Origin of the sequence: Geobacillus sp. CAMR5420, from assembly GCF_000691465.1 — a bacterium.
GTDB lineage: Bacteria > Bacillota > Bacilli > Bacillales > Anoxybacillaceae > Geobacillus > Geobacillus thermoleovorans.
In genome coordinates this window covers 23,490-49,280 of sequence record NZ_JHUS01000002.1, presented here as the reverse complement: position 1 = coordinate 49,280, position 25,791 = coordinate 23,490, and the positions used below count along the sequence as shown (strand labels likewise).

Here is a 25,791-nt window from a genome sequence, read left to right as displayed (position 1 = left end):
GGCGCAGGCAATGCGATTTGATGAAGCCTATTCGGGCAACGTGTTTATCGGCAGCCATCCGAATTTTGAAGAAAGCGAAGCCGTCATTTACGGGATGCCGATGGACTGGACGGTCAGCTACCGGCCTGGCTCACGGTTTGGCCCGGCCCGCATCCGCGAAGTGTCGATCGGGCTTGAGGAGTACAGCCCATATTTGGACCGCGAACTCAAAGACATCCGCTACTTTGACGCTGGGGACATTCCGCTGCCATTTGGCAATGCGGCCCGCAGTTTGGAGCTGATTGAACAGTTCGTGAAAAAGGTGCTTGACGCCGGCAAATTTCCGCTCGGCCTTGGCGGCGAGCATCTTGTCTCCTGGCCGGTCATGAAAGCGGTGTATGAATACTACCCGGATTTGGCCGTCATTCATATGGATGCGCACACGGACTTGCGCGAACATTACGAAGGCGAGCCGCTGTCGCATGCGACGCCGATCCGCAAGGTCGCTGACCTGATCGGCCCGACGAATGTCTTTTCGTTCGGCATCCGCTCCGGCATGAAGGAAGAGTTCGAATGGGCGAAAGAAAACGGCATGTACATCGCCAAGTTTGAGGTGCTTGAACCGCTCCGCTCCGTGTTGCCGAAGCTCGCTGGCCGTCCGGTGTATGTGACGATTGACATCGATGTGCTTGATCCCGCTCATGCCCCAGGCACTGGGACGGTCGATGCCGGCGGCATTACGTCAAAAGAGCTGCTTTCGGCCATTCACGAGATCGCCCGCTCCGACGTGCGAGTCGTTGGCGCCGATTTGGTGGAAGTCGCACCGATTTACGACCATTCCGAACAAACGGCCAATACGGCGAGCAAGCTTGTGAGAGAAATGCTGCTTGGCTGGGTGGCGAAGTGAAAAATGAGAAAAAGCGCCTAAATCGCAAGTTTGCGAGGGCGCTTTTTTCTTTGGTGGGACAAAAGATGCAGGAATATGAGCGTACGGAGCGTAATAATATGTAATGTATTTACAGAAAAAGGAGAGGGGGAATGAAGATGGGCGTGAAGCTGATCAAAATTTCCGTTGTGTACTTTGTCATTGGCGTCTGTATGGGGCTTGGCATGTCGATGACCCATTCGTTTGCGCTGACCCCGGTCCATGTCCATATCAACTTGCTTGGCTGGACGGCCTTGACGCTTGCTGGCATCATCTATCATTTATTTCCACAAGCGGCGGCGACGAAATGGGCGAAAGTGCATTTCTGGCTGCACAATATCGGCCTGCCGGTCATGATGATCGGTCTCATTTTCGTCGTTTACGGCAACGAAGCGTTCGTGCCGGTGACAGCGATTGGCGGGGTGCTCGTCGTGATAGGTGTCATTCTTTTTGCTATTAACGTGTTAAAAAATGTTCGGGCGTCATCATAAAATACCGATGGAACAAAGAGGGTGTCCCAAAAGGATCGGGACACCTTTTCTTATTACCGTATGTAGGTATAAAACAATCATTAAGAAACGATATGTTGTGTTTTGTTTAAGGAAAAACAACCTTTTGGGTCAGCCCCTTTTTTTGCCCACTGGAGCGGAAATCTGCCATCGGGTTTGTCCCCTCTTGAATGGAGCGAAACAGTTCATTATACTATAAATTATGACTGTTTGTTCGCAAAGGTGTGTTCATCGATATGAAGGAAACAAACGGCATCCCGGCGCGCCTCCGCCAAGTGGCTGTCATTCGCGACGGTCCGCGCCAAGAGACGGTTGTGCTTGAGGCGGATGGCACGTATTACATAAAAGGGGAAACCGTTTATTTGCAGTTTGCCGAAGAAAACGAACTCGGGCGGGTGAACAACATTGTGAAAATCGCGCCTGACGAGGTGACCATCCTTCGCTCCGGAGCGGTCGAGATGCGGCAAACGTTCCGCCGCCGGCAAGAAACGCCGGGCCATTATGGGACAGCGTTTGGACGATGGGCGCTGGCGGCCAAAACGAGCTCCATGGAGTTTCACTATGATGAGCAGCGGAAAAAGGGGCGGCTTTTTCTTTCCTATGAACTGATGCTAGGCGATGAGCGAAGCGGGCGCCATACGTTGACGTTGACATTTAAGGGGGTATAAGCGGTGAACATTGTCGGACAAATCAAGGAAAAGATGAAAGAAGAAATCCGCCAGGCGGCGGTAAGAGCAGGGCTGGCTTCGGCCGACGAGCTGCCGGATGTGCTGCTTGAGGTGCCGCGCGACAAGGCGCATGGCGACTACTCGACGAACATCGCCATGCAGCTCGCCCGCATCGCGAAAAAACCGCCGCGGGCGATCGCCGAAGCCATCGTCGGGCAGCTTGACCGCGAACGCATGTCGGTCGCCCGCATCGAGATCGCCGGGCCGGGGTTTATTAACTTTTACATGGACAACCGCTATTTGACGGCGGTCGTGCCGGCGATTTTGCAGGCGGGACAAGCGTATGGCGAATCGAACGTCGGCAACGGGGAAAAAGTGCAAGTCGAGTTCGTCTCGGCCAATCCAACCGGAGACCTGCATTTAGGTCATGCCCGCGGCGCGGCGGTCGGCGATTCGCTTTGCAACATTTTGGCGAAAGCCGGGTTTGACGTGACGCGTGAATACTATATTAATGACGCCGGCAAGCAAATTTACAATTTAGCGAAATCGGTCGAAGCCCGTTATTTTCAGGCGCTCGGTGTCGATATGCCGTTGCCGGAGGACGGCTATTACGGCGACGATATCGTCGAAATCGGCAAAAAGCTTGCCGAAGAGTACGGCGACCGGTTTGTCGAAATGGAGGAAGAAGAAAGGCTTGCCTTTTTCCGCGACTATGGGCTCCGCTATGAGCTTGAAAAAATCAAAAAAGACTTGGCCGACTTCCGTGTGCCGTTTGACGTCTGGTATTCGGAAACATCGCTCTATGAAAGCGGAAAAATCGACGAAGCGCTTTCCACTTTGCGCGAGCGCGGCTATATTTACGAGCAGGACGGGGCGACATGGTTCCGTTCGACGGCGTTTGGGGACGACAAAGACCGCGTCTTAATTAAGCAGGACGGCACATATACGTACTTGCTTCCGGACATCGCCTACCATCAAGACAAGCTGCGGCGCGGGTTCAAAAAGCTCATCAACATTTGGGGGGCGGACCACCACGGCTACATTCCGCGCATGAAGGCGGCGATCGCTGCGCTCGGTTATGATCCGGAGGCGCTTGAAGTGGAAATCATTCAAATGGTGAACCTATACCAAAACGGTGAGCGCGTCAAAATGAGCAAGCGCACCGGCAAGGCGGTGACGATGCGCGAGCTCATGGAAGAAGTCGGCGTCGATGCCGTCCGCTATTTCTTTGCGATGCGCTCGGGCGATACGCATTTGGATTTTGACATGGACTTGGCCGTGTCGCAGTCGAATGAAAACCCGGTTTACTACGTCCAATACGCGCACGCCCGCGTTTCGAGCATTCTTCGCCAAGCGGAGGAACAACACATTTCCTATGACGGCGACTTAGCGCTTCACCATCTTGTGGAAACGGAAAAGGAAATCGAGCTGCTCAAAGTGCTCGGCGATTTCCCCGATGTCGTCGCCGAGGCGGCGCTCAAGCGGATGCCGCATCGCGTCACCGCCTATGCATTCGATTTGGCTTCCGCGCTCCATAGCTTTTATAACGCGGAAAAAGTGCTTGATCTGGACAACATCGAAAAAACAAAAGCCCGCCTCGCGCTTGTCAAGGCGGTGCAAATTACGCTGCAAAATGCGTTAGCGCTCATTGGCGTTTCAGCGCCGGAACAAATGTAAACGAACGAGGGGGAGCGACTGCTCCCTCTTTTGTTTGGGCATTCTAAAGAAAAACAGTGGTGGAGGATCAACAAATGAAAGAAGTTGTACTATCGCTCATCACCGGCATCGTTGTCGGCTTTTTGTTCACCTTGCTTCGGTTGCCGATTCCCGCTCCCCCGGCGTTGGCCGGCATCGCCGGCATCGTCGGGGTGTATCTCGGCATGCGGTTGTTTCAATGGTTCACGGTGTTTTGGAAGTAAGCACTTGCATGATCAAACGGGGAACAAAACCCGGTTGGCGCAATTTTGGCAGCATCAAGCCGCCGGAAGCGCCGGCCGGGTTTTTTTGCTTCTTCTGTTGCTTGGGAGGGAAATGGAACTTCAGACCGGTCAAAGCCAGGCGGAGATGAGCTGGGAAATCGACTGTTTGCCGCGGTCAAGAAGCGAACGTTTTTGCCAAAAGTCGACCGTCAGCGGCTCGGCGCGCAACAAATCGCGCTCGATCGCCCGTTTGACGAGGCGGGTAAACGCGCGGTCAAACACATAGCAGTTGATTTCGCTGTTTAAAAACAAGCTGCGCCGATCGAAATTTGCTGTGCCGACGTCGCACCACTCCTCATCGATGACGAGCGTTTTTGCATGGTAAAATCCTTGGTAAAAGCGGTAAATGCGCGCGCCGGCTTTCAAGAGTCGATAAAAGTACGGATAGGCAGCCTCTTTGACAAATAAATGGTCCGCCTTCAGCGGCACAAGGACGGTCACACGCACCCCGCGCCGAAGCGCTTGCATGAGCTCGTTAAACAGCGGCCGGCTTGGGATGAAGTATGGGCTGCCGATCATAATTTCTTTTTTCGCCTGGCGGATGACCTCGATAAACTGTTCTTCAAGGGCAGCGCCGTTGGTGGCGACGAGCTGATGGCGAATGGCGCCGGCCGAAAGCGGCGGGAAGTAGCGATGTTTGTCAGGCACCGTCCGGCCCGTTGCTTCTTCCCAGTCGTGCAAAAACTGTTCTTGCAAGTCGTGAACCCCTTCGCCGTTCACTTTTAAGTGGTAATCGCGCCATTCGCCGAAGTTGGCGTCTTTTCCGTTGTATTCACGGCCGATGTTAAAGCCGCCGATGTAGCCGACCCGACCGTCGATGACCGTAATTTTCCGATGGTTGCGGCGGTTGAGGCGGTAAATGAAAAACGGAAAGCGCGGCTTTCGGGCATAGGCGAACTCCACCCCGCTTTCCTCGAGCGAACGGATGAGCGCTTTCGGCAGTCCAAAGCTGCCGATCCAATCGGTCAACACTCGCACTTTCACGCCGGCAGCTGCTTTTTCCTTTAAAATCTGGAAAAATGGCGCGCTCGTTTCGTCATTTTTTATAATGTAAAACAAGACGTGAATATGATCGCGGGCGCGGCCTAGTTCAGCGAAGTAATCAGAAAATAAATGCCTGCCGTTGATATAGAGGGAAATATCGCTTCTCCGCTCCGGGTAGACGACTTTTTTGCGCCCATTGCGGAAGATGAACTGTCCAAGCTTGTCATCAAGATAAACGAGCAGCAATACGATGGCAATGACGGAAATGACGACCATATCTTCTCCTCCTATGTCGATTCGGTATTTATTAATGTGCCCGAGAACGCGCAAAACGTTTCAAATTGCATCTACCGTGAACATACCCAAACTCCAAATGAATAAAATTTCCATATTGATGAATTTTTTTCGTCATGGGAGTCTATAGAGGGCTGAACAAATCGATGATTCCCCCGCGACCGCTCCGTTGCAAAGGGAAAGTTTTCGCGGCTGGGATGAAAAAAAGGCTATTGACTGAATGCTCATTCATTTGTACAATAGACATAAAGCGAATTCTGAAAATTTCTTTTGTTATGGCAACACATTCGCTCGAAAAACGGGGGAAGGGGAGAGAAGATGAATGCCTTGTTGGTGGTGAACTGGCTCGCGTTTTTGCTTGTAACCGCTTACGCAATTTACTTGTTTGCATATGTCGTAAAAACGCGGGCGATGTACATCAAACTCGGCAAAAAATTCGAGTTTGACCACAAAGTAAAAGAGCGGCTGCGAAACATCTGGGTCAACGTGTTCGGCCAGAAAAAGCTGCTCAAGGACAAAAAAAGCGGACTGATCCACGTCGTCTTTTTCTATGGCTTTATTCTCGTCCAATTTGGCGCGATTGATTTCATCATCAAAGGGCTTGCGCCGGGGGCGCATTTGCCGCTTGGGCCGCTGTATGCGGGATTTACGTTTTTCCAAGAAATCGTCACCTTGCTTATTTTGATCGCGGTGCTCGCCGCCTTTTACCGCCGTTACATTGAAAAGCTCGTCCGTTTAAAGCGCGACTTGAAAGCTGGGCTTGTCCTCATCTTCATCGCCGGGCTCATGCTGTCGGTGTTGTTCGGCAACGGGATGAGCATCATTTGGCACGGCGAAGAAGCGACATGGAGCGAGCCGGTCGCCTCGCTTATTGCTGCCGCGTTTTCCTGGGTCGGCGAAACGGGGGCTGCGGTGCTCTTCTTTATCGCCTGGTGGGTGCATCTGTTGATTTTGCTCACGTTCCTCGTGTACGTGCCGCAATCAAAGCACGCCCATTTGATCGCTGCGCCGATCAACGTCTTTTTCAGCCGGCTGACGCGGCCGAAGCTTGCGCCGATCCATTTTGAAGACGAAAGCCAAGAATCGTTTGGCGTCGGCAAAATTGAGGATTTCACGCAAAAGCAATTGATCGACTTGTATGCCTGTGTCGAATGCGGCCGCTGCACAAGCATGTGTCCGGCGACCGGCACGGGGAAAATGTTGTCGCCAATGGATTTGATTTTAAAATTGCGCGACCATTTGACGGAGAAAGGGGCGGTCGTCACGTCACGCACGCCGTGGGTGCCCGCGTTCGCTTTCAAACATACAAGGGGCAATCAGCTCGCGTTCGCCGCGGCGTCGGAGCAGGCGGCGACGATCGAAATGCCAAGCTTAATCGGCGATGTCATCACCGAAGAAGAGATTTGGGCCTGTACGACGTGCCGCAACTGTGAGGACCAATGCCCGGTCATGAATGAGCATGTCGATAAAATCATCGACTTGCGCCGCTATCTTGTCCTGACGGAAGGACGGATGAACCCGGACGCGCAGCGGGCGATGACGAACATCGAACGCCAAGGCAATCCGTGGGGCTTGAACCGAAAAGAGCGGGAGAACTGGCGCGAGCTGCGCGATGATGTGCATGTGCCGACCGTCAAAGAGGCAGCGAAAGCGGGAGAGGAAATCGAGTACTTGTTCTGGGTCGGCTCGATGGGGTCGTATGACAGCCGGAGCCAAAAAATCGCCCTTGCGTTTGCCAAACTGCTGAACGAAGCGGGCGTCAAGTTTGCGATTTTAGGCAACAAGGAGAAAAACTCGGGCGATACGCCGCGCCGGTTAGGAAATGAGTTTTTGTTCCAAGAATTAGCGACGAACAACATCGCGGAATTTGAAAAAGCGGGCGTCAAGAAAATCGTGACGATCGACCCGCACGCTTACAATACGTTCAAAAATGAATACCCGGATTTTGGGTTCGAGGCCGAAGTGTATCATCATACCGAGCTGCTCGCCAAGCTCATCGAAGAAGGGCGGCTCGTGCCGAAACATCCAGTGAATGAACGCATTACGTTCCATGACTCGTGCTATTTAGGACGCTACAATGACGTCTATGACGCGCCGCGGAAAATTTTGCGCGCTATCCCGGGCGTCGAGCTTGTCGAAATGGAGCGCAACCGCGAACGCGCCATGTGTTGCGGCGCCGGCGGCGGCCTCATGTGGATGGAGGAGACGACCGGCAACCGGATCAACGTCGCCCGCACTGAGCAAGCGCTCGCTGTCAATCCGACGGTCATCAGCTCCGGCTGTCCGTACTGTCTGACCATGTTGTCAGACGGCACGAAGGCCAAGGAAGTGGAAGACCGCGTCTTTACGTACGATGTCGCCGAGATTTTGGCAAAATCAGTATTTGGTGAAGAAAAAGAAGAAGCGGCGTCGTAAAAATAGTTGCGAAGACAATTTCTATTTTTTAAAATAATAAGTATAATGAAAGAGAAGGTGTATGATCGTACACCTTCTCTTTCGCACCACGACCGAGCGAGCGTTCAGTCTGTGTTTTGTAATCGCTTTCTTATCCGATGAAAAGGGGAGAGGAATATGGGAAAAACAGTGATTGTCAGCGGGGCGCGCACCCCGTTCGGAAAACTCGGCGGTTCTTTGCAAGCGCTGTCAGCGTCAGAACTCGGCGGCATTGCCGTGAAAGAAGCGCTTGCCCGCGCGGATGTGAGCGTGGAACAAGTCGATCATGTCATTTTAGGCACCGTCTTGCAAGGCGGACAAGGACAGCTCCCATCACGGCAGGCGATGCGCCATGCCGGCATTCCGTGGCATGTTCGCACCGAGACGGTCAATAAAGTATGCGCATCGGGCATGCGCGCCGTGACGCTCGCGGATCAGCTCATCCGCTTAGGCGACGCCGATGTCGTTGTCGCGGGCGGGATGGAATCGATGAGCAACGCCCCGTACGTGCTGCCGAAAGCGCGCTGGGGGTTGCGAATGGGCGACAGCACGGTGAAGGATTTAATGGTGTATGATGGCTTGACATGCAGTTTTACCGGCGTCCATATGGGCGTTTATGGCGGGAATACAGCGCGTGAACTTGGCATTACACGCGAGGCGCAGGATGAGTGGGCGTACCGCAGCCATATGCGAGCCATTGCCGCCATCGAAGCCGGTCGGCTCGCGGAAGAGATCGTTCCGGTGACGATTCCGCAGCGCAAAGGAGAGCCGCTTGTCGTCGAACACGACGAGGCGCCGCGCAAAGACACGTCGCTTGAAGCGTTGGCGAAACTGCCGCCGGTGTTTGACCCGGAAGGAACGATCACTGCCGGCAACGCCCCGGGCGTCAACGACGGCGCCGCGGCGCTCGTCTTGATGAGCGAGGAGCGCGCCGCCCGCGAGGGGCTTGAGCCGCTCGCGACTGTTGTCGCCCACACCGCCATCGCCGTTGAGGCGAAAGATTTCCCAAAAACGCCGGGACTTGTCATCAACGAGCTGCTCCGCAAAACGGGAAAAACGGTCGACGACATTGCCTTGTTCGAAATAAACGAAGCGTTTGCCGCTGTTGCTCTTGCTGCGATCCAAATCGCCGGCCTTGACCCGGAAAAAGTGAACGTCAACGGCGGCGCTGTCGCCCTCGGCCACCCGATCGGCGCGAGCGGCGCACGCATCATCCTCACGCTCATTTATGAGCTGAAACGCCGCGGCGGCGGCCTCGGCATCGCCGCCATCTGCAGCGGCGGCGGCCAAGGCGACGCCATCTTGGTCGAGGTATAACGAGCGGGGCGCGGCGGGCAAGCGGCATGCCGCCGTCGCCTTCCAGTGTTGCGCCAAGGCATAGGATGCGGCGTGTGACCGTCTGCCCCAAGCGTTGCGTCATGAGGCATCGCGCCATATGGTGCGGCATGCCGCCGCTGTCTCTGCCGCAACGTGCGGCACGTTGCTCATTGCCGCAACAGCCGCGGTATCAACGGTTGACAGCAGGGGTTGTTGTGATGACGATGCAAAGACCGGTTGCCGTTGGCTGCTGGCGGCAGTGAGGCATATGAGTTTGAGCGCGGAACAGGAAACGCAAAGCGGACGATAGGGGGAACAGAAGATGGATGTGAAAACAATCATGGTCGTCGGCGCCGGACAGATGGGGTCAGGAATCGCTCAAGTGTGCGCCGTCGCCGGCTATCAAGTGTTTTTGTACGACATTAGCGAAGCGCAGTTGGACAAAGGAATCGCCAACATCGAAAAAGGGCTCGCCCGCCAAGTGGAAAAAGGGAAAATGACAGCGGTGGACAAAGACGCAGCGCTCGCGCGGCTTGCCCGCTCGACCGACTTGCATGCCGCCGCTGAAGCGGATCTTGTCATTGAAGCGGTCGTCGAAAACATGGACGTGAAAACAAAGCTGTTCGCCGAGCTCGATGCGCTCGCCCGCCCGGAGACGATTTTAGCGTCGAACACGTCGTCGCTGCCGATTACGGAAATTGCCGCCGCGACGAAACGGCCAGAGAAAGTGATCGGCATGCACTTTATGAACCCGGTGCCGGTGATGAAGCTCGTCGAAATTATCCGCGGATTGGCGACGGCTGATGACGTGTATGAAACGATCGAAGCCGTTGCCCGCAAGCTCGGCAAAGTGCCGGTCGAAGTGAACGACTTTCCGGGCTTTATTTCGAACCGCGTTCTCATGCCGATGATCAACGAAGCGATTTACGCCTTATACGAAGGGGTGGCGACCAAAGAAGCCATCGATGAAGTGATGAAGCTCGGCATGAACCATCCGATGGGTCCGCTGACGCTCGCTGATTTTATCGGGCTCGATACGTGCTTATACATTATGGAAACGCTTCATGAGGGGTTCGGCGATGACAAATACCGCCCATGCCCGCTCTTGCGCAAATATGTGAAAGCCGGCTGGCTCGGCCGCAAGACGGGCCGCGGATTTTACACGTATGAATAAACCGCTTGGCGTCGCTCCAGGACAACGCCGAAGCGTGCCGCAATGTGCGTGGGGCGGCGCCCGCTATGCTGTCTGCCGACCGTAACGCCGCACGTTAGGTGCATGCGGGAACGCTGTTTTACAGCCTATAAGGCAAATCTATAGAATCGTTCAGTTGCCTGCTGGCTGCCCCATGGAGCGGAGGAGCGCCTGAAAACACCATTGTGTCAGCGACATCGGAAGGAGGCCATTTCATGGAATTTCGCTTCACCGAAGAGCAGGAAATGATGCGGCAAATGGTGCGCGAGTTCGCCGCGGCGGAGATCGCCCCATTTGTCGAGCGCATGGAACAAGGGGAGTTTCCGCGCCCGATTTTAGCGAAAATGGCCGAACTCGGCCTAATGGGCATCACTGTCCCGGAGCAATATGGCGGCGCGGGTATGGACTTTGTTTCGTACATCATCGCCATTCATGAAATTTCTAAAGTGAGCCCGACCGTCGGTGTCATCTTATCAGTGCACACGTCGGTCGGCACGAATCCGATCTTGTATTTCGGCACCGAAGAACAGAAACAAAAATACGTGACAAAGCTCGCCCGAGGTGAGTACTTGGGGGCGTTTTGCCTTACTGAACCGAGCGCCGGCTCGGATGCGAAAAGCTTGAAGACGAAAGCGGTGCGCCGTGGAGATCGTTATGTGCTAAACGGCTCAAAAATATTCATCACCAACGGCGGGGAGGCAGATACGTACATCGTCTTCGCCCGCACGAATCCGGAAGAAGCCGGAAGCCGCGGCATTTCCGCGTTCATTGTGGAAAAAGGGACGCCAGGGATGTCGATTGGCAAAGATGAGAAGAAGATGGGGCTGCACGGGTCGCGGACGGTGACCATTACGTTTGAAGACGCCGAAGTGCCGGCGGAAAACTTGCTCGGTCAGGAAGGGGAAGGATTTAAAATCGCGATGGCCAACCTTGACGTCGGTCGGATTGGCATCGCCGCCCAAGCGCTCGGCATCGCGGAGGCGGCAGTCGAACATGCCGTCGCCTACGCGAAAGAGCGGGTGCAGTTTGGCAAACCGATCATTGAGCAGCAAGGCGTCGCTTTCAAGCTTGCCGATATGGCGACGGCGGCGGAAGCGGCGAAATGGCTCGTCTATCGCGCCGCTTGGCTGCGCGCGCAAGGGCTGCCGTGCGGAAAAGAGGCGTCGATGGCGAAGCTCTTCGCTTCACAAACAGCGATGGACAATGCCATCGAGGCGGTGCAAATTTTCGGCGGCAACGGCTACACGAAAGACTACCCGGTCGAGCGGCTGTTCCGTGACGCGAAAATTACGCAAATTTACGAAGGAACGAGCGAAATTCAGCGCATCGTCATCAGCAAACATTTGTAACCAGGCATGTTGATGAACCAATCCAAACCAGATGAGAAGGCTCTGTTCCTAGCTTTTCTGCCGTAGTCGGCAAGCCGTTCGCTTGCCGACTGGGCATGCGACAGCATGCCCTCCTCGAACAATGAACGTTTTGCGGGCAAATGGCATTTGCCCGTCGGCGTTCTTGTTCGAGGGAAGAGGCAGAAAAGCTTGTGTTCAGTCAGCTCATGATTGGCAACCGAATGAAATGGTGGAATGAGCCGCAAACCGTCGGGTCTTCGGAAGGCTGAACAACGCCGCTTTCAGGGATGGAGGCATAAACACGGGGCTCTGTCATTTGCTGCGTTTTGTTGTGCAGCCGGAGCGATCCTATTCTCTTTTCCCAACAACGATTCGTTGTCTGTCTTTGGAAAACCCGGAATGGGCGGCGAACTGGATGGCAACGTCGCGGCACAACGATTCATTGTCTGTTTTTGGAAAACGGTGATCACGCTGGCACGGGGGACGAGGATTTCGGATATATAGGAAAACGGGGGAATGAAACGATGAACTTTCGATTGAGCGAAGAACATGAAATGCTGCGAAAAATGGTGCGCGAATTTGCCGAAAATGAGGTAGCGCCGACTGCCGCTGAGCGCGACGAAGAAGAGCGGTTTGACCGCGGCATTTTCAACAAAATGGCTGAACTCGGTTTAACAGGCATTCCGTGGCCGGAAGAATACGGCGGCATTGGCAGCGATTATTTGGCCTATGTCATTGCCGTTGAGGAGCTGTCGCGCGTCTGCGCCTCGACCGGGGTGACGCTTTCCGCGCATATATCGCTCGCCAGCTGGCCGATTTACAAGTTCGGCAACGAAGAACAAAAGCAAAAGTATTTGCGCGCCTTAGCGACTGGGGAAAAACTGGGGGCATACGCTCTGTCCGAGCCGGGGGCGGGGTCGGATGTCGCCTCGATGAAAACGCGTGCGGTAAAAGACGGGGACCACTACATTTTAAACGGCTCGAAAGTATGGATCACCAACGGCGGCGAAGCGGAAATTTACGTCGTATTTGCCGTCACCGATCCGGAAAAGCGGCATAAAGGGATCAGCGCCTTTATCGTGGAAAAAGGAACGCCGGGCTTTTCGTTCGGCAAAAAGGAAAAGAAACTCGGCATTCGTTCGTCGCCGACGACGGAGCTCATTTTTGAAGACTGCCGCATTCCGAAAGAAAACTTGCTCGGTCAAGAAGGAGAAGGGTTTAAAATCGCCATGATGACGCTCGATGGCGGCCGCAACGGCATCGCCGCCCAAGCGGTCGGCATTGCCCAGGGCGCGCTGGATGCGGCGGTGGACTATGCGAAACAGCGCGTCCAGTTCGGCAAACCGATCATCGAGCAGCAAGGGGTCGCTTTCAAGCTCGCTGACATGGCGACGGCCATTGAAGCGGCGCGGCTCTTGACCTATCAAGCGGCATGGTTGGAGTCGAATGGCTTGCCGTACGGCAAAGCATCCGCCATGGCGAAACTGTTTGCCGGCGACACGGCGATGAAAGTGACGGTCGAGGCGGTGCAAATTTTCGGCGGCAACGGCTACACGAAGGACTACCCGGTCGAGCGGTTTATGCGCGACGCGAAGATTACGCAAATTTACGAAGGAACGCAAGAAATCCAACGCCTTGTCATTTCGCGCATGTTGACACGCAATTAAACATTGCGTGTCCACTCATTCGTGTTGACACACAATTAAACACTGCGCGTCCACTCATTCGTGTTGACACACAATTAAACACTGCGCGTCCACTCATTCGTGTTGGCGCGCGATTGAAACATTGTGCGTCATTTCAATGGTTTTGGATCTGAACGGCGGCTTGGCGCTTTGGGGAAGGGCGCACGGATAGGCATGGGGCGGGGCGGCGCCCCGCCGTCAAATGGGAATGGGGGAGAGACAACGAACATGAAAAAACGGGAAGTGATTGCATCGGTCAAAGACGAAAAGCTCGTGAAAAAACGGCGCAATGAGATGATCAAAGGCGCGATTTCCTTGTTTAAACAAAAAGGTTTCCACCAAACGACGACAAGGGAGATCGCCAAAGCGTCCGGCTTCAGCATCGGCACGTTGTACGAGTACATCCGCAAGAAAGAAGACGTCCTCTATCTCGTGTGCGACCGCATTTACGACGAAGTGCGGGAGCGGACGGAACAAGACCTCGGTGCCCACCATGGCACGATCGAAGGGTTAAGGCGCGCCATTGCCCACTATTTCCGCGTTGTTGATGAACTCGATGATGAAGTGCTCGTCATGTATCAAGAAGTGAAAGCGCTAAGCAAAGAATCGCTGCCGTATGTGTTGAATAAAGAACTCGATATGGCGGCGATTTTCGAACATATTTTGCGCGCATGCGTTGAGAGCGGGGCGCTGCAGCTTTCTGAAAGCGAAATCCGCCTGTTCGCCCACAACATCGTCGTTCTTGGGCAAATGTGGGCGTTCCGCCGTTGGGTGCTGCGGAAAATGTATACACTCGATGAATATATCGAACTGCAAACCGAGTTTTTATTAAAGGGGATTATGGAGAAACAGCGAGTCTAAAAGGGGGAGAAGAAACGATGGCGCACATTTACCGTCCGAAGCATCACGTCCGCTTTGTGACTGCATCGAGCTTGTTTGACGGCCATGACGCCTCAATCAACATTATGCGCCGCATTTTGCAGGCGAGCGGCGCCGAGGTCATCCATTTAGGCCATAACCGATCGGTGGAGGAAATCGTCAATGCCGCCATTCAGGAAGATGTGCAAGGCATTGCCGTCTCCTCGTATCAAGGCGGGCATATGGAATTTTTTAAATATATGTACGACCTGCTCCAAGAGCGGGGGGCGTCCCATATCCGCATTTACGGCGGCGGGGGCGGCGTCATCATCCCGCGGGAAATCAAAGAGCTGCACGAATATGGCATCGCCCGCATTTTCTCGCCGGAAGACGGCCGACGCCTCGGCTTGCAAGGGATGATCAACGTCATGCTTGAAGAGTGCGATTTTCCGACCGTGACGGTGGTGACCGATGAACTGGAGCGGCTTCCGTCCGGCGATGTGCAGGCGATCGCCCGGCTCATCACGCTGTGCGAATATCGCGCCGAGGGGGAAAACAAAGAGGCGGCCGCGGCGGCGGAAGCCGCCATTGAACAAGTGAAGGCGCTCGAGAAGCGCGTGCCGGTGCTCGGCATCACCGGCACAGGCGGAGCTGGGAAAAGCTCGCTCACCGATGAGCTCGTCCGCCGCTTTTTAAACGAAATTCCTGATATCAAAATCGCGATCTTGTCAGTCGACCCGACGAAGCAAAAAACGGGCGGGGCGCTGTTGGGCGACCGCATCCGGATGAACTCGATCAACTCGCCGCGCGTTTACATGAGAAGCTTGGCGACGCGCCATTCCCGCACGGAACTGTCGCCGGCGATTCGCGACGCCATTTCGGTTGTCAAAGCGGCCGGATTTGATCTTGTCATCATTGAAACGAGCGGGATCGGCCAAGGCGACGCCGCCATTACCGAAGTGTGCGACGTGTCGATGTACGTCATGACAAGCGAGTTCGGCGCGCCGACGCAGCTTGAGAAAATCGACATGATCGATTATGCCGATTTGATTGTCATTAATAAATTCGAGCGCAAAGGGTCAGAAGACGCAAAACGGCAAGTGCAAAAACAATATCAGCGCAGCCACCAGCTGTTTGACCGCGATGTTTCGGAAATGCCGGTGTACGGCACGATCGCCAGCCAGTTTAACGACCCAGGCACGAATACGCTCTTTGTCGCGCTTGTGGATACGATCAATAAAAAAGCAGGAACGAATTGGAAAACAAGCTTAAAAACGGTCGCCAATGTCGAAAAGCATAATGTCATCATCCCGAACGAGCGCCGCTACTATTTGCGTGAAATCGCGGAAACGGTCCGCTCGTACCACCGCCGCGCCGAGCAGCAAGTCGAAGTGGCAAGACGCCTGTTCCAAATTGAAGGGGCCATCGAAGCGGCGAAGGAACGGGGCGAAGCGGAAGACGTGATCCGCGCGCTCGAGACGCTCAAAGCGGATTATGAGGCGAAATTGACGCCGGAATCGAAGCGCATTTTGGCGACATGGGAAGAAACGAAAGCGAAATATGCGGCAAAACAATTTGTTACGAAAGTGCGAGACAAAGAAATTGTCACCGAACTGACGACGAAAACGTTGTCCGGTTTGGACATTCCGAAAGTCGTCTTGCCGAAATTCAAAGACTACGGAGAGATTTTGCGCTGGGTGTATAAAGAAAATGTCCCTGGCTCGTTCCCGTATACGGCCGGCGTCTTTCCGTTCAAGCGCCAAGGCGAAGACCCGAAACGGCAGTTTGCCGGCGAAGGGACGCCGGAGCGCACGAACCGCCGCTTCCATTACTTGTGCAAAGAAGACAAGGCGAAGCGGCTCAGCACCGCGTTCGACTCCGTGACGCTCTATGGCGAAGACCCGGACTACCGGCCGGACATTTTCGGCAAAGTCGGGGAAAGCGGTGTCAGCGTCTGTACACTTGATGATATGAAAAAGCTGTACAAAGGGTTTGACTTGTGCGACCCGCTCACATCCGTGTCGATGACGATCAACGGTCCGGCTCCGATTTTGCTGGCGATGTTTATGAATACGGCGATTGACCAGCAAGTCGAGAAAAAGGAAGCCGAGCTTGGCCGCCCGCTCACGCCGGAAGAGTACGAACAAGTGAAGGAATGGACGCTGCAAACGGTGCGCGGCACGGTTCAAGCCGATATTTTGAAGGAAGACCAAGGGCAAAACACGTGCATTTTCTCGACCGATTTCGCCTTAAAAATGATGGGCGACATTCAAGAGTATTTCATCAAGCACCGCGTCCGCAACTACTACTCGGTGTCGATCTCCGGCTACCATATCGCCGAGGCGGGGGCGAACCCGATCACGCAGCTGGCGTTTACGCTTGCGAACGGCTTTACGTATGTCGAGTATTACTTGAGTCGCGGCATGCACATTGACGATTTTGCGCCGAACTTGTCGTTTTTCTTCAGCAACGGCCTCGATCCGGAGTATTCGGTCATCGGCCGCGTCGCCCGCCGCATTTGGGCGATCGTCATGCGCGAAAAATACGGCGCCAACGAACGGAGCCAGAAACTGAAATACCATATCCAAACGTCCGGCCGTTCATTGCACGCGCAGGAGATCGATTTCAACGACATCCGCACGACGCTGCAGGCGCTTCTGGCGATTTATGACAACTGCAACTCGCTGCATACGAATGCCTATGACGAAGCGATCACGACACCGACCGAAGAGTCGGTCCGTCGGGCGATGGCGATCCAACTCATTATCACGAAAGAGTTTGGCCTGACCAAAAACGAAAACCCGCTCCAAGGGTCGTTCATCATTGAAGAGCTGACCGATTTGGTTGAAGAAGCGGTGTTGCAAGAGTTTGAACGGCTCAACGACCGCGGCGGCGTGCTCGGGGCGATGGAGATGCAATACCAGCGCGGCAAAATTCAAGACGAATCACTTTACTATGAAACGAAAAAACATACCGGCGAACTGCCGATCATCGGCGTCAACACGTTCTTGAACCCGAATCCGCCGTCAGAGGACGAACTGAACAACATCCAGCTCGCCCGGGCGACGTATGAAGAAAAAGAGACGCAAATCCGCAACTTGCGCGAATTCCAAGAGCGGAACAAAGACAAAGCCGGCCCGGCGCTCGAACGGCTGAAGCAAGTGGCGACAAGCGGCGGCAACATTTTCGAAGAATTGATGGAAACGGTGAAAGTCGCCAGCCTTGGACAAATCACCCGCGCCTTGTACGAAGTCGGCGGACAATACCGGCGGAATATGTAATTCGAGGGAGTTTCGTTGTTTTCTGCTTTCGATGGGCGCCCTTGATCACAATGGACAACGGCCCGTTGAACTTTAGCAGATCGGTAGAATGATGGGCAGCGGCTGTTGGCGTACTGGCCCGCCGGAGGCGAAACGAACGGAACGCGGATTGGGCCAAAAGATCAAGACGAATGGGCTTCGTAAGGAAAAAGTGGAGCGGTGTGAACAAAGGTGATTGTGACAACGGATATGTCGGAATCGGAAGGAGGGCCGCCCTCGCCGCAGGGCTGCCCTCCTTTGCTTTTTTCGGCAAATGGGTAGCATAAACCCCGACAATTTGTTTATAATGAATGGTATGTATTCCACTTGCATTCATTTGTTTCATTAATATAGAAGGGGAGTGCTGAACTTGAGCCTGCAGCAGCAATACTCGCCGGAGGAATTGCAGGAGATGTCGTTCGTCGAGCTGGCGAACCTCATTTTGCTTGACAAGCGGGAGGCGCTGCCGTTTGATCAACTCGTTCGTGAAGCAGCAGCGCTGGCCGGCATATCGGAAGAAGAGATGGAGGCGCGGCTGGCCCAATATTACACCGATTTAAACATCGACGGCCGGTTTATTTGCGTTGGGGAAAACGTCTGGGGATTGCGCGCATGGTATCCGTTTGACCAGACAGAAGACGAAACGGTGACGATCGTCAAGCCGAAGAAGAAGAAAAAAGCGCTTGACGATGAATACGATGAATACGATGAGTTGCTTGAAGATGAAGATCTCGATTACGACGATTTGGATGAATATGATGGGGAAGAGCTCGAGCTTGATGAAGACGAGCTCTTGGAAGATGAAGAATTCGATCTGGACGAAGACGTCGCGTTTGACGATGACATTCTCGGCGATGAAGAGTTTGAGCTGGACGATGCGCCGCTTGATGAAGAGCTTGATCTCGAAGAGCCGGACGAAGACGAATAACCGCTTGACTTTGCCAGGGGAACCCGGTACAATGTGTGTTGGGCTCTTGAAAACGAACAAATCGATCGCTCCCTTACGTACGGTAAGCGGAGCGTTTTTTATTTGCGCCTTTCGCAAACACTGAAACTGTTACCGCAATTTCGGCAAGGGGGAAGACAAAATGACGAAATACATTTTTGTGACGGGCGGCGTTGTTTCCTCACTCGGGAAAGGGATTACGGCGGCTTCGCTTGGACGTTTGTTGAAAAACCGCGGGTTGAACGTGACGATCCAAAAGTTTGACCCGTACATTAACGTCGACCCAGGGACGATGAGCCCGTATCAGCACGGCGAGGTGTTCGTCACGGACGACGGTGCAGAGACGGATTTGGATTTAGGGCATTATGAACGGTTCATCGATATTAATTTAAACAAATACAGCAACGTGACGACAGGAAAAATTTATTCCGCCGTCATCCGCAAAGAGCGCCGCGGCGATTACCTAGGCGGCACGGTGCAAGTCATTCCGCACATTACCAACGAAATTAAAGAGCGCGTCTTCCGGGCCGGAAGAGAGACGAACGCCGATGTCGTCATTACGGAGATCGGCGGCACGGTCGGCGATATTGAATCGCTTCCGTTTTTAGAAGCGATCCGCCAAATCAAAAGCGATGTTGGACGAGAAAACGTCATGTACATCCACTGCACGCTCGTGCCGTACATCAAGGCGGCTGGGGAAATGAAAACGAAGCCGACGCAGCACAGCGTGAAAGAATTGCGCAGCCTCGGCATTCAGCCGAACGTCATCGTCGTGCGCACGGAAATGCCGATGCCGCAGGAAATGAAAGAGAAAATCGCCCTCTTTTGCGACATCGATCCGAAAGCGGTCATCGAGGCGCGCGATGCCGACACGCTGTATGCGGTCCCGCTTATGCTTCAAGAACAAAAACTGGACCAAATCGTGTGCGAACATTTGCGCCTCAACTGCCGCGAAGCGGATATGACCGAATGGAAGGCGCTCGTCGAGAAAGTGCGCAACTTATCGAAAACGACGAAAATCGCTTTGGTTGGCAAATACGTCGAGCTTCCGGACGCCTATATTTCTGTTGTTGAGGCGCTCCGTCATGCGGGGTATGCGTTTGACACCGACATTGATATTCAGTGGATCAATGCTGAGCATGTGACGCGTGACAATGTAGCCGACCTGTTGAAAGATGCGGACGGCATTTTGGTTCCGGGCGGGTTCGGCGACCGCGGGGTCGAAGGGAAGATTGAGGCGATCCGCTACGCCCGCGAGCAGCGCGTGCCGTTTTTGGGCATTTGCTTAGGAATGCAGCTCGCCTCGATTGAATTTGCTCGCCATGTTGTCGGGTTGTCCGGCGCCCATTCGTCCGAGTTTGACCCGAACACGCCGCATCCGATCATCGACTTGCTTCCGGAGCAGAAGGATGTCGAAGATTTAGGCGGCACGCTCCGCCTCGGCTTGTATCCGTGCAAGCTGCAGGAAGGGACGCTTGCCTACGCCGCCTACGGCGATGAAGTCATTTACGAGCGCCATCGCCATCGGTACGAATTCAACAACCAATACCGGCCGATCATGGAAGAGCACGGCTTCGTCTTTTCCGGCACGAGTCCGGACGGACGGTTGGTTGAAGTGATCGAACTCAAGGATCATCCGTGGTTCGTCGCCGCGCAATTCCATCCGGAATTCACCTCGCGCCCGACGCGGCCGCAGCCGCTGTTCCGCGAGTTTGTCAGAGCGTCGCTGAAAGAGTGACGAAAAAGGGGCTGTCCCAAAAAAGCCGTAGAACGGCCTTTTGGGTTCAGCCCCCTTTCTTTTTTGGATATTTTTCATCTTGTCAAGCACGATGCCCATTGATCAGGCGCCGTTTTTTGGGCGGTTTCTATACCTCTTTGCCTTTGGCCGGTCGGAGAGCGCTCGCTTTCATGGCGGCTGTTATTCATATTCCGCCAAAATTTCATCGAGCAAAACGCGCAGTCCGTAGTAGATGAATGAAGCGGTGATGATCGTCGGCATGCCGATGCGGCGGCCGTCTTCGGTCGGCACGAGCGGGCGGGAAAGTTTGCTGTCGATAAAGACGGTGGCCATATCGGCCAGTCCGGGTTCATCCTTGACGAGCGCCGCGACGGCCACTGCATCGACGCCGTGCACCTGCAGCTGTTCGACGAGGCGAATGGCCTCAGGATCGGCGGAAAAGCGGGCAAATAGAAGCGCTCGGTCCGTTTCCTGCCAGTCATCGGTTGCTGTCGGCTCAAGCCGTTTGGCTTTCGGCAGCGGATCGGGGCCAAGAAGCGCAGCGGTGACGACCGCATCGAGTTCACCTATGCCATACAGCCAAATGCGTCCATCACCGATGGCGGCCTGAGCGAGCAGACGCGCCCCGTCTTCGAGCGCCAGCTCTTCATCCGCGGCGATTTTTTGCAACAATCCGATCGTTTGCGTCGTTAAAATTTTCACGGTTCGGCCTCCCTTCGCCGCTATTATACAAAATCGGCAAACAACAAGAAAAGCAAGCAGGAAAAGGGTTTGCCAAATGCGAAACATTAATAGGGAGAAAACAGGGAATAGAGGTGCATAACTGTGGGAAACAAAATTTTGATTGTCGACGACCAGTATGGCATCCGCATTTTGCTCAACGAAGTGTTTCAGCGGGAGGGGTATGTAACGTATCAGGCCGCCAACGGCATGCAGGCGCTCGAAATCGCCCGCAAACATCACCCCGATCTTGTGCTTCTTGATATGAAGATTCCTGGCATGGACGGCATTGAAATTTTAAAACGGTTGAAAGAGATTGATCCGGATATTAAGGTGATCATCATGACCGCCTACGGGGAGCTCGATATGATTCAAGAAACGAAAGAGCTCGGGGCGCTGATGCATTTTGCCAAGCCGTTTGATATTGACGATTTGCGCGTTGCCGTCAAAAAATACATTACCGCCTAGACAGCGCCATCGACGAGCGGCTTTCCTTTGGCAAAGAAAGCGCATCGGTGGACATTGATGACGCTGTCGTCTTTAGGAGAATAAAGGGTGGAAATGTTGCCGTTTTGCCGGCAAGTTGGTATGCTTATAACGTAGATGGATTTTGCGCCTGTGGACCCAGTCACCGCCAGGGCGACAAAGACGACGATCAGCTAAGGAGGATGGAACCATGCCGTTAGTATCGATGAAAGAGATGCTCAACGAGGCGCTGCGCGGCAAATACGCGGTCGGTCAATTTAACATTAACAACTTGGAATGGACACAAGCCATTTTAGCGGCGGCCGAAGAGGAAAAATCGCCGGTCATTCTCGGCGTCTCCGAAGGGGCGGCCCGCTATATGAGCGGATTCAAAACGGTCGTCAATATGGTCAAAGGGTTAATGGAAGACATGAACATCACCGTTCCGGTCGCCATCCATCTCGACCATGGATCGAGCTTTGAAAAATGCAAAGCAGCGATTGACGCCGGGTTCACCTCGGTTATGATTGACGCCTCCCACCATCCATTTGAAGAAAACGTCCGCATCACCTCGCAAGTCGTTGAATATGCTCATGCGCGCGGCGTTTCGGTCGAAGCGGAGCTCGGCATCGTCGGCGGGCAGGAAGACGACGTCGTCGGAGAAGGGATCATTTACGCCGACCCGAAAGAGTGCGAAGAGCTTGTCAAACGGACAGGCGTCGACTGTCTCGCCCCGGCGCTCGGTTCTGTGCACGGCCCGTACAAAGGAGAGCCGAAGCTCGGATTTGCCGAAATGGAGCAAATCCGCGATTTAACCGGCGTTCCGCTTGTGCTCCACGGCGGCACCGGCATTCCGACCGAACAAATTCAACGCGCGATCTCCCTTGGCACATCGAAAATCAACGTCAATACCGAAAACCAAATGGCGTTTACCAAAGTCGTCCGCGAACTGCTCGCGAAAGACCCGAACGTCTATGATCCGCGCAAAATCATCGGCCCGGGCCGCGACGCCATCAAAGCGACGGTCATCGGCAAAATGCGCGAGTTTGGCTCGTCCGGAAAAGCGGCGCGATGAATCGGCTTCGCGGGCGGCGTTTGGCCGCCGCGCGGCTGCCTTTGCATGTGCAACGAATAACAAGGAGGGTTCAGCATGAAATTTTTTATCGACACTGCCAACTTGGAAGAAATCAAACACGCCCATGAACTCGGCATTTTGGCCGGCGTCACGACCAACCCAAGCCTCGTGGCGAAGGAGAACGTATCGTTCCATGATCGGTTGCGCGAAATTACATCGATCGTTTCTGGTTCGGTGAGCGCTGAAGTCATTTCGACCGACGCCGCTGGCATGATCGCGGAAGGCGAAGAGCTGGCGAAAATCGCCCCGAACATTACGATCAAAGTGCCGATGACGCCGGAAGGCTTAAAAGCAGTCAAGGCGTTCAGCGAAAAAGGGATTCAAACGAATGTGACGCTTGTGTTCACCGCCAACCAGGCGCTCTTGGCCGCACGCGCCGGCGCGACGTACGTCTCTCCGTTCCTCGGCCGCCTCGATGACATCGGCCATAACGGTTTAGAGCTCATTTCCACCATCGCTGAGATTTTCAACATTCATGGCATTGAAACGGAAATCATCGCCGCTTCGATCCGCCATCCGCACCATGTGACAGAAGCGGCGTTGCGCGGGGCGCATATTGCCACGGTTCCGTACAAGGTGCTTATGCAATTGTTCAACCATCCGCTGACCGATCAAGGAATTGAGAAGTTTCTCGCCGACTGGAATCGGCAAAAATGAAAGTAAGCCGTTTGCCTCTTGGGTGAAGCGGGCTCGCTCTGCCGCGTTCAGGCCGGACGTGATGAGCCCGCCCGGCTTTGCTTTTTCGTCCCAGGGGTGAAGCCAACTTCCGAGCAAAGAAGGGAGACGACGATGGATAAAATGAAAATTATCGGCGGAGATCGGCTGCGGGGAACGATCAAAGTGAGCGGTGCGAAAAACAGCGCGGTCGCTTTGATTCCTGCAGCGATTTTGGCCGATTCGCCGGTGACGATCGAGGGGTTGCCGGACATTTCCGACGTGCACATTTTAGGAAGCTTGATCGAAGAAATCGGCGGCTCGTTTTCGTTTGACGGCAAAGAGGCGGTCATCGACCCAACGAATATGGTGTCCATGCCGCTTCCAAATGGGAAGGTGAAAAAGCTGCGCGCCTCCTACTATTTGATGGGGGCGATGCTTGGCCGCTTCAAAAGAGCGGTTGTCGGCTTGCCGGGCGGATGTCATCTCGGTCCGCGCCCGATTGACCAGCATATCAAAGGGTTTGAGGCGCTGGGAGCCACCGTAACGAACGAGCAGGGCGCCATTTACTTGCGAGCGGAGGAACTGCGCGGAGCCCGCATTTTTTTGGACGTCGTCAGCGTCGGCGCGACGATCAACATCATGCTGGCGGCGGTGCGCGCCAAAGGGCGGACGATTATCGAAAATGCGGCGAAAGAGCCGGAAATCATCGATGTAGCGACATTGCTTTCGAATATGGGCGCGAAAATCAAAGGAGCCGGCACCGATGTGATCCGCATTGACGGCGTCGAAAAATTATCGGGCTGCCGCCATGCCATCATCCCGGATCGGATCGAAGCCGGGACGTACATGATCGCCGCCGCGGCCACCAATGGCGAAGTCGTCGTCGACAACGTCATCCCGCAGCACGTTGAATCGCTGACGGCCAAATTGCGCGAAATGGGGGTGCGCGTGGAGACGGGGGAAGATCAAATTCTCGTCTGCGGCACCGACGTTTTGAAAGCGGTTGACGTCAAGACGCTCGTCTATCCGGGCTTCCCAACTGATCTGCAGCAGCCGTTTACCGCGCTGCTGACAAAAGCCAACGGCACAAGCGTCGTCACCGACACGATTTACAGCGCCCGCTTCAAGCATGTCGATGAATTGCGGCGCATGAACGCCAATGTAAAAGTCGAAGGCCGCTCAGCCATCGTCACCGGCCCCGTCAAACTGCAAGGGGCGAAAGTGAAGGCGAGCGATTTGCGCGCCGGGGCGGCGCTTGTCATTGCCGGGCTGATGGCTGAAGGAGTGACGGAGATCACCGGCGTCGAGCATATCGACCGCGGCTACAGCAACCTCGTCGAAAAACTGTCTGACATCGGCGCCACCATTTGGCGCGAAAAAATGACCGATGAAGAAATCGAGCAAGTGAAAAACGCGTAACGTCCAGTCGACAAAGGGGAAGGGGAGAACGACGATGGAACGAAGCTTATCGATGGAACTCGTGCGCGTCACCGAAGCGGCGGCGCTTGCCGCCGCCCGCTGGATGGGGCGCGGGAAAAAGAATGAGGCTGATGACGCCGCGACGTCGGCGATGCGCGACGTGTTTGACACCGTGCCGATGAAAGGCACCGTCGTCATCGGCGAAGGGGAAATGGACGAAGCGCCGATGCTGTATATCGGGGAAAAGCTCGGCAACGGCTATGGCCCACGCGTCGATGTCGCTGTCGACCCGCTTGAAGGGACGAACATCGTCGCTTCCGGGGGATGGAACGCCTTGGCTGTCGTCGCTGTCGCTGACCACGGTCATCTGCTTCACGCGCCGGACATGTACATGGAGAAAATCGCCGTCGGGCCGGAAGCGGTCGGGATGATTGACATTGAGGCGCCGATCATCGACAATTTAAAGGCGGTGGCGAAGGCGAAAAACAAAGATATTGAAGACGTCGTCGCGGTTGTTCTCAACCGTCCGCGCCATGAGCGTCTCATTCATGAGCTGCGTGAAGCCGGCGCCCGCATTAAGCTCATCAATGACGGCGATGTCGCCGCCGCCATTAACACGGCGTTTGACCATACCGGCGTTGACATTTTGTTCGGCTCGGGCGGCGCGCCGGAAGGAGTGCTCGCGGCGGTCGCGTTGAAATGCCTTGGCGGCGAACTGCAAGGGAAGTTGCTGCCGCAAAACGACGATGAAGTCGAGCGGTGCAAACAAATGGGCATTGACGTCAACAAAGTGCTGCGCATGGACGATTTGGTGAAAGGAGACGACGCGATTTTTGCCGCCACCGGCGTCACCGACGGCGAGCTGTTGCGCGGCGTGCGGCTGAAAGGGGCGTACGGCCTCACCCACTCCGTCGTCATGCGGGCCAAGTCCGGCACGGTCCGCTTCATCGAAGGGCGGCACAGTTTGAAGAAAAAACCGAACTTAGTCATCAAATGATATCCTACCATCCGGCCGGGCGCCGGAGCCGCGCCTGGCTCGGAAAAACAAAAAAATATTGATTAAAAAGAAGAAAAAAGGGTAAAATAGTCGTGTTGCTTATGCAAAAATAAGCTCTGCCATTCTACTTCTTTATTTCATTTCAGCCTTCATCATCTTCGAAATGAATCCCTTCGCCTGTCGAATTGATGACCAATACGTCCGAACACGAACGATGGGAGAATAGGAAAATTTGCAAAGTGT

The 25,791-nt window shown here is 54.6% G+C and carries 21 protein-coding genes; 19 read left to right on the top strand and 2 right to left on the bottom strand.

Annotation, left to right across the window (positions count from 1 at the left end):
* Window positions 1–10: 10 nt before the first annotated feature.
* The 5 genes from speB (at window position 11) to DI44_RS0116825 (ending at window position 4,000) form a co-directional block, all read left to right on the top strand.
* The gene (speB, locus tag DI44_RS16255; protein WP_014196976.1) at window positions 11–886 is read left to right on the top strand and encodes an agmatinase; all 876 of its coding nucleotides are present in this window, start codon (window positions 11–13) and stop codon (window positions 884–886) included.
* A 131-nt stretch (window positions 887–1,017) separates the two neighbouring features.
* Window positions 1,018–1,395, top strand: coding sequence for a hypothetical protein (locus tag DI44_RS16260; protein WP_011232870.1), 378 nt, complete (start codon window positions 1,018–1,020; stop codon window positions 1,393–1,395).
* Between the two features lie 254 nt (window positions 1,396–1,649).
* Complete coding sequence (locus DI44_RS16265) at window positions 1,650–2,081, top strand: DUF1934 domain-containing protein (RefSeq protein WP_014196975.1); 432 nt, start codon at window positions 1,650–1,652, stop codon at window positions 2,079–2,081.
* Window positions 2,082–2,084: 3 nt separating this feature from the next.
* A complete protein-coding gene (gene argS / locus DI44_RS16270) occupies window positions 2,085–3,758 on the top strand; it encodes an arginine--tRNA ligase (protein ID WP_011232868.1) in 1,674 nt (557 codons plus the stop codon).
* Between the two features lie 74 nt (window positions 3,759–3,832).
* A complete protein-coding gene (locus DI44_RS0116825; RefSeq protein WP_013146634.1) occupies window positions 3,833–4,000 on the top strand; it encodes a DUF1427 family protein in 168 nt (55 codons plus the stop codon).
* Between the two features lie 129 nt (window positions 4,001–4,129).
* On the opposite strand, the gene cls is transcribed toward DI44_RS0116825, so the two are convergent.
* On the bottom strand, window positions 4,130–5,320 hold the full coding sequence (gene cls / locus DI44_RS16275; protein WP_011232866.1) for a cardiolipin synthase: 1,191 nt from the start codon (window positions 5,318–5,320) through the stop codon (window positions 4,130–4,132).
* Window positions 5,321–5,656: 336 nt separating this feature from the next.
* On the opposite strand from cls, the gene DI44_RS16280 reads away from it, so the two are divergent.
* The 9 genes from DI44_RS16280 to DI44_RS16320 all read left to right on the top strand — a co-directional run bounded on the left by DI44_RS16280 (window position 5,657) and on the right by DI44_RS16320 (window position 20,155).
* Window positions 5,657–7,753, top strand: coding sequence for a (Fe-S)-binding protein (locus DI44_RS16280; protein ID WP_014196973.1), 2,097 nt, complete (start codon window positions 5,657–5,659; stop codon window positions 7,751–7,753).
* Between the two features lie 156 nt (window positions 7,754–7,909).
* Window positions 7,910–9,088, top strand: a complete 1,179-nt coding sequence (locus DI44_RS16285; RefSeq protein ID WP_011232864.1) for an acetyl-CoA C-acetyltransferase — start codon at window positions 7,910–7,912, stop codon at window positions 9,086–9,088.
* Between the two features lie 322 nt (window positions 9,089–9,410).
* Window positions 9,411–10,262 (top strand): 3-hydroxybutyryl-CoA dehydrogenase, encoded by an 852-nt coding sequence (locus DI44_RS16290; RefSeq protein ID WP_011232862.1) that lies wholly within the window; start codon window positions 9,411–9,413, stop codon window positions 10,260–10,262.
* A 233-nt stretch (window positions 10,263–10,495) separates the two neighbouring features.
* Window positions 10,496–11,629 carry an acyl-CoA dehydrogenase gene (locus tag DI44_RS16295; protein ID WP_011232861.1) on the top strand — a complete coding sequence of 378 codons (1,134 nt, stop codon included), beginning with the start codon at window positions 10,496–10,498 and terminating at the stop codon, window positions 11,627–11,629.
* 524 nt (window positions 11,630–12,153) lie between these two features.
* Window positions 12,154–13,296 carry an acyl-CoA dehydrogenase gene (locus tag DI44_RS16300; protein ID WP_011232860.1) on the top strand — a complete coding sequence of 381 codons (1,143 nt, stop codon included), beginning with the start codon at window positions 12,154–12,156 and terminating at the stop codon, window positions 13,294–13,296.
* Between the two features lie 246 nt (window positions 13,297–13,542).
* Window positions 13,543–14,175 (top strand): TetR/AcrR family transcriptional regulator, encoded by a 633-nt coding sequence (locus DI44_RS16305; RefSeq protein ID WP_011232859.1) that lies wholly within the window; start codon window positions 13,543–13,545, stop codon window positions 14,173–14,175.
* 17 nt (window positions 14,176–14,192) lie between these two features.
* Window positions 14,193–17,453, top strand: a complete 3,261-nt coding sequence (gene icmF, locus DI44_RS16310) for a fused isobutyryl-CoA mutase/GTPase IcmF (RefSeq protein ID WP_011232858.1) — start codon at window positions 14,193–14,195, stop codon at window positions 17,451–17,453.
* Between the two features lie 388 nt (window positions 17,454–17,841).
* A complete protein-coding gene (rpoE, locus tag DI44_RS16315) occupies window positions 17,842–18,399 on the top strand; it encodes a DNA-directed RNA polymerase subunit delta (RefSeq protein ID WP_011232857.1) in 558 nt (185 codons plus the stop codon).
* 160 nt (window positions 18,400–18,559) lie between these two features.
* The gene (locus DI44_RS16320; protein WP_011232856.1) at window positions 18,560–20,155 is read left to right on the top strand and encodes a CTP synthase; all 1,596 of its coding nucleotides are present in this window, start codon (window positions 18,560–18,562) and stop codon (window positions 20,153–20,155) included.
* 180 nt (window positions 20,156–20,335) lie between these two features.
* Here the strand turns inward: DI44_RS16320 and DI44_RS16325 are convergent, their stop codons facing one another.
* Complete coding sequence (locus DI44_RS16325) at window positions 20,336–20,857, bottom strand: DUF2529 domain-containing protein (RefSeq protein WP_033024477.1); 522 nt, start codon at window positions 20,855–20,857, stop codon at window positions 20,336–20,338.
* A 123-nt stretch (window positions 20,858–20,980) separates the two neighbouring features.
* Between DI44_RS16325 and DI44_RS16330 the strand changes: the two genes are divergently transcribed.
* From DI44_RS16330 to glpX, 5 genes are all read left to right on the top strand, one after another.
* Window positions 20,981–21,343, top strand: coding sequence for a response regulator (locus tag DI44_RS16330; protein ID WP_013146624.1), 363 nt, complete (start codon window positions 20,981–20,983; stop codon window positions 21,341–21,343).
* A gap of 208 nt (window positions 21,344–21,551) precedes the next feature.
* A complete protein-coding gene (locus DI44_RS16335) occupies window positions 21,552–22,415 on the top strand; it encodes a class II fructose-bisphosphate aldolase (protein WP_011232853.1) in 864 nt (287 codons plus the stop codon).
* A 75-nt stretch (window positions 22,416–22,490) separates the two neighbouring features.
* Window positions 22,491–23,132 (top strand): fructose-6-phosphate aldolase, encoded by a 642-nt coding sequence (gene fsa / locus DI44_RS16340; protein WP_011232852.1) that lies wholly within the window; start codon window positions 22,491–22,493, stop codon window positions 23,130–23,132.
* Window positions 23,133–23,264: 132 nt separating this feature from the next.
* On the top strand, window positions 23,265–24,551 hold the full coding sequence (locus tag DI44_RS16345) for a UDP-N-acetylglucosamine 1-carboxyvinyltransferase (protein WP_011232851.1): 1,287 nt from the start codon (window positions 23,265–23,267) through the stop codon (window positions 24,549–24,551).
* Between the two features lie 34 nt (window positions 24,552–24,585).
* Complete coding sequence (gene glpX, locus DI44_RS16350; protein WP_011232850.1) at window positions 24,586–25,548, top strand: class II fructose-bisphosphatase; 963 nt, start codon at window positions 24,586–24,588, stop codon at window positions 25,546–25,548.
* Window positions 25,549–25,791: the final 243 nt, after the last annotated feature.